This window comes from Shimia abyssi, from assembly GCF_003014475.1.
Lineage (GTDB): Bacteria > Pseudomonadota > Alphaproteobacteria > Rhodobacterales > Rhodobacteraceae > Shimia > Shimia abyssi.
This window is the reverse complement of sequence record NZ_PYGJ01000037.1, coordinates 1-5,369: the sequence shown is the minus strand read 5'-3', so window position 1 is coordinate 5,369 and position 5,369 is coordinate 1. Positions and strand designations below refer to the sequence as shown.

Sequence of the window (5,369 nt, the reverse complement as noted above, 5' to 3'; positions counted from 1 at the left end):
CCCCTTATTTGATTCTTTTTCCTGTATTTTTGTTGAATAGGTATGTTCTTTTTGTTGGGATATTGATTGCGGTTTTGTTTCCTTGTTTTGATCTTTCATCGCCGCGTTCTTCTACGATGATTTTGTCGCCTTTTGGTGTTGAGAGGTAGCAGTATGATACGCCGCCGAGTGCTTCTGTTAGGTCGATGTTGAGTTGGTCGCCTGCGGGGTCGAGTGTGATGTGTTCTGGTCGGATGCCGAGGGTGATTTCGGAGAGGTTGTCGGGGATTGGAGTGTCGGGCACCAGCGGGCCTGCGAGGGCGGGGTGGTGCAGGGCGCCGTCTTTGACGGTGCAGTCGAGGAAGTTCATTGAGGGCGATCCGATGAAGCCGGCGACAAAGCGATTGTCTGGGTCGCGGTAGAGGTCAAGTGGGGCGCCGACCTGTTCGATGCGCCCATCGCGCAGCACGACGATTTTGTCGGCCATGGTCATGGCTTCGACCTGATCATGGGTCACATAGATCATGGTGGCGCCGATTTCCTGATGCAGGCGGGCGATTTCGACGCGCATGTCGACGCGCAGCTCGGCGTCGAGGTTTGAGAGCGGCTCATCAAACAGGAACACTTCGGGGCCCCGCACGATGGCGCGGCCGATGGCGACGCGCTGGCGTTGCCCGCCCGAGAGCGCCTTTGGTTTGCGGTCGAGATAGGGATCAAGCTTGAGGATGGCCGAAGCGGTTTTGACCTTTTTCTCGATCTCGGGCTTGGGCACGCCATTCATGCGCAGACCAAAGCCCATGTTCTCGGCGACACTCATGTGCGGATAAAGCGCATAGGTCTGGAACACCATGGCGACTCCGCGTTTGGCCGGGTCCATATGGGTGACGTCGCGGGTGCCGATATTGATGGTGCCCTCTGAGGTTTCCTCGAGCCCGGCGATCATGCGCAGCAGGGTGGACTTGCCACAGCCCGAAGGGCCGACAAAGACGCAGAACTCGCCATCTTCGATCGTCAGATCGATGCCGTGGATCACCTGGGTCTCGCCATAGCGCTTGATCGCGCCCTCTAGTGTTACGCCGGTCATGATGCTTGCCTTTTCCTGAGATGGGTTTCCGGAAAGCGCCAGGCCTGGGCCTCGGCGCCGATACGGGCCGCGGTGTCCAGCACCTGTGGTGCCCATCCGGTGAGTTTGTCATAGCTGGTGCGGTTGGTGGGGCCGGTGATCGAGAGGGCGCCCAGCACACGGGCCTGATCCGACAGGATCGGGGCCGCGATGCAGATGATGCCGGGCTCGTGCTCTTCGCGGTCAAAGGCATAGCCCCGGTCACGAATGGCGGCCAGTTCGGCGCGCAGGGTGTGCTCGGAACACAGCGTGGTGTCGGTAAAGCGGTGATAGCTTTGCTGCGACAGGGTGCGGGTGAGGGTGTCTTCGGGCAGAAAGGCCAGCATGGCCTTGCCCACGCCGGTGCAATAGGCGGGGCCGACCTTGCCCGCCTGGGAATACATCTCGACAGGCTGGCGCGCATTACGCTTGTCGACATAAAGCACCTGGCTGCTGTCGAGCTGCGCGAGGTGCACAGTCTCGCCCAGGGCCTCGGAGAGGCGGTCGATATGCGGGCGCGCAATCGGTGCGAGCGAGCTTTGGGTCCAGGCGGTATGGGCCAGCCGCACCAGCCGCATCCCCAGCGCATAGGTCTGATGCTCGGGCTCATAAGACAACATGCCCTGATTGGTCAGGGTTTGCAGAAAGCGATAGAGCGTGGCCTTGGGGAACGGGCTTGAGGCCTGCAGCTCGCCAAAGCGCACCGGGCGCTCAAAGGCTGCGACCTGATCCAGCACGTCGCATGCTTTGCCGACTGTTCCGTCTCCTGCCATGTCTGGCATCTCCTCCGATTGTGTCCTGTGTCCCGGCCGCCTCCACGACCATGCCGGGGGTGCAGAGCAGCGCCGGGCAGGAAACTGTTGACAAGCCTATGCGATTCGCAGTGTAATTTTCAACATGTAAAACACGGTTTCAAATAACGGAACCACAAGACCAACGCTGATGGCGACACAGGCAGGCACAGAGGACGACTCGGGAGGGTTGGGCTGTGTTGGTCTGCTCGCTGCACAATTTGGTCCCGCGGTTGCGGGGCGATCCGGATGCTAAAGGGGAGGACAACCATGCATTCTACTAATCGGGCCACCAAGAAAGCCACGCTGGCCGCGCTGGCGACCACCGTTTCGCTTGCTGTTTCGGGGGCGATGCCGGCCTGGGCGTCGGATCTGTCGGGGGACCTCAAGATCTTCCTGGACACATCGAACCCGGCCCCGCGCGCCACGATGGAGGCGATGATCGAGCGCTTTGGCGCGCAGCATCCCGACCTCAATATCGAGACCACGGTGATCGACCGCGAAGCTTATAAAACCCAGATCCGCAACTTTCTGACTGCCAACGCGCCGGACGTGGCGACCTGGTATGCGGCCAACCGCATGCGCCCCTATGTGGAGGCGGGTCTGTTTGAGGATGTCTCGGATCTCTATGCCGAGCCCGCAGTTGGCGAGGCGCTGGCCTCGACCAAGGGCGCGCTGACCATTGATGGCAAGCAGTGGGGCGTGGCCTATACCTATTATCAGTGGGGGGTTTATTATCGCAAAGACATCTTTGCCGAGCTGGGCCTTTCTGAGCCAACCACCTGGGACGAAGAGAAAGCCAACTGCGCCAAGATCGTGGAGTCGGGCCGGGCCTGCTATACGATTGGCACCAAGTACCTGTGGACCGCGGGCGGCTGGTTTGACTATCTCAACATGCGCACCAACGGCTTTGATTTCCACATGGCGCTGGCCGGTGGCGAGGTGTCCTGGGAAGATGAGCGCGTCAAGCAGACCTTCCTGAACTGGAAAGAGCTGATCGACATGGGTGCGTTTATCGACAACCACCAGACCTATAGCTGGCAGGAAGCGCTGCCGTTTATGGTGAATGGCGACGCGGCGGCCTATCTGATGGGCAACTTTGCCGTGGCACCGCTGCGCGATGCGGGTCTGAGCGATGATCAGCTGGATTTCTACCAGTTCGTCTCTATCAACCCGGATGTTGAGCTCTCGGAAGATGCGCCCACGGATACGTTCCACATCCCGGCCAATGCGCAAAACAAGGAAGCGGCACGGGAATTCCTGCGCTTTGCCACCTCGGCCGAGGAACAGACCATCATCAACAATGGCCAGAACCTGGGTCAGCTGCCTGTGAATGCAGGCTCCAGCGTGGATGATGACAAGTTCCTGCAGCAGGGTTTCAAGATGCTGTCGACCAATTCCACCGGTGGCGTGGCCCAGTTCTGGGATCGCGATGCGCCTGCGGAAATGGCCAAGGCTTCGATGGAAGGCTTCCAGGAGTTCATGGTCAAGCCGGGTGAGCTGGACCGTATTCTGGCCAAGCTGGAACGCGCCCGGGGCCGTATCTACAAGTGATCGGCGCCTGAAGGCCTGACAAGAGGCCCGACAAGAGGCCTGACATTAAACTGGACCAAAGGGGTACGCCCCTTTGGTCGACCAAAAGACCGGATGGGTGCTGTGCGCACCGGTCCAGCTGACAAAAAAGGGCACCGACCATGACGGCCGCATCCGATACCCCAGAACAAGAGAGCTGGTTCCACCGCAATCAGCAGTCTGTCGCGCCGTGGCTGTTTCTGGCACCGGGCATTCTGTTCTTTCTGTTTTACGTGATCTTTCCGGTGTTCCAGTCCTTTAACCTGTCGCTTTACGCGTGGGACGGGCTGGGCGAGGCCGAGTATGTGGGCCTGCGCAACTATGAAGATCTCTACTGGGAATACGTGGATCGCGACGCGTTTTATACTTCGCTCAAGAACAATGTGATCTGGCTGGCGCTGTATCTGCTGGCGATCCCGGCGGGGTTGTTTATTGCGCTGTTCCTGAACCAGACGGTGTTTGGGATCCGGCTTTATAAGTCGCTGTTTTTCTTTCCGTTTGTGATCAGTCAGGTTGTGGTCGGCCTGGTGTTCACGTGGTTTTACGACCCCACATTCGGCCTGTTGACCGCCGCGCTTGGCTGGTTCGGGCTGGAGGGGGTCAATATCCTGGGGGATGAGCGTTTTGTCACCTATGGTATCATCCTGGCCGGGCTCTGGCCGCAGACCGCCTATTGCATGATCCTGTATCTGACCGGGCTCAATGCGGTGGATCCCGAGCAGATCGAAGCCGGGCGGCTGGACAATGCCAAGGGCTGGCGGATGCTGTGGCATATCGTGCTGCCCCAGCTCAAACCGGCGACATTCATCGCCTTTGTCGTCACCATCATCGGCGCGCTGCGCTCGTTCGATCTGATCTCGATCATGACCGAGGGCGGCCCGTTCGGCAGCTCGCGCGTGCTGGCCTATTACATGTTCGAAGTGGCCCTGTCGGAATACGGGTTCCGCATGGGCTATGGCGCGGCCATCGCGGTGGTGCTGTTCATGATCATGATGTGCTTTATCGCCTACTTCCTGTGGTCGATGTATCGCGAAGAGAAGGGGCGCTGAGATGTTTCCAACACCCATCGAGAAGCAATCACAAGGCATTCAGACCGCCTATAAGGCCATGTTGCCCGTCGCGCTGTTGCTGTGGCTGGGGCCGCTCCTGGCCGTGGCGCTGTTCTCGGTCAAGCCGGGAGCGGATTTTACCAACGCCAATTACTGGGGGCTGCCCTCATCGTTTGAGTTCGCGCAGAACTATGGCCAGGTGTTCTTTAACTCCGACATGCCGCGCTATCTGCTCAATTCCTTCCTGATCACCGTGCCCACCGTGATCGGCGCCGTCGCGCTCAGCGCCATGACCGGGTTTGCGCTGGGGATCTACAAGTTCAAGGCCAACCTGTGGATCTTCTTCATGTTTGTCGCAGGCAACTTTGTGCCCTTCCAGATCCTGATGGTGCCGGTGCGCGACCTGACGCTGGATATGGGGCTGTATAACACCAAAACCGGCCTGGTGCTGTTCCATATCGCGTTCCAGACCGGGTTCTGCACCCTGTTCATGCGCAACTTTATCCGCGCGCTGCCTTTTGAGCTGATCGAGGCCGCACGGGTCGAGGGCGTCAGCGAATGGCGCATCTTCTGGTACGTGGTGCTGCCGCTGATGAAGCCTGCACTCGCCGCACTCAGCGTGCTGATCTTTACATTCATCTGGAACGACTACTTCTGGGCCGTCGTGCTGACACAAGGACCCGAAAGCCAGCCCGTCACAGCAGGCATCACATCCTTCAACTCACAGTTCCGCGCCGCATACCACATGATGAGCGCAGGCTCCATCGTCGCAGCGCTACCCCCCGTCGCAATGTTCTTCCTAATGCAAAAACACTTCATCGCTGGACTAACTCTCGGAGCCGTCAAATAATGACCAAAATAACTTTCATTGGCGCC

5 protein-coding genes are annotated in these 5,369 nt (G+C 59.2%); 3 read left to right on the top strand and 2 right to left on the bottom strand.

Annotated features, from left to right (window positions below; all coding sequences use genetic code 11):
• Positions 1 to 4 precede the first annotated feature (4 nt).
• Positions 5 to 1,063: an ABC transporter ATP-binding protein gene (locus CLV88_RS22710; RefSeq protein WP_106610687.1), complete on the bottom strand. Its 1,059-nt coding sequence runs from the start codon at positions 1,061 to 1,063 to the stop codon at positions 5 to 7.
• Positions 1,060 to 1,854, bottom strand: coding sequence for an IclR family transcriptional regulator (locus CLV88_RS22705; RefSeq protein ID WP_106610688.1), 795 nt, complete (start codon positions 1,852 to 1,854; stop codon positions 1,060 to 1,062). Before CLV88_RS22705 ends, CLV88_RS22710 begins: the two co-directional genes overlap by 4 nt.
• A gap of 288 nt (positions 1,855 to 2,142) precedes the next feature.
• Between CLV88_RS22705 and CLV88_RS22700 the strand changes: the two genes are divergently transcribed.
• The 3 genes from CLV88_RS22700 (at position 2,143) to CLV88_RS22690 (ending at position 5,343) form a co-directional block, all read left to right on the top strand.
• A complete protein-coding gene (locus CLV88_RS22700) occupies positions 2,143 to 3,426 on the top strand; it encodes an ABC transporter substrate-binding protein (RefSeq protein ID WP_106610686.1) in 1,284 nt (427 codons plus the stop codon).
• Between the two features lie 140 nt (positions 3,427 to 3,566).
• Positions 3,567 to 4,493 (top strand): carbohydrate ABC transporter permease, encoded by a 927-nt coding sequence (locus CLV88_RS22695; RefSeq protein ID WP_106610685.1) that lies wholly within the window; start codon positions 3,567 to 3,569, stop codon positions 4,491 to 4,493.
• Between the two features lies 1 nt (position 4,494).
• Entirely contained in the window at positions 4,495 to 5,343 is an 849-nt protein-coding gene (locus CLV88_RS22690; RefSeq protein WP_106610684.1) for a carbohydrate ABC transporter permease, read from the top strand.
• Positions 5,344 to 5,369 lie beyond the last annotated feature (26 nt).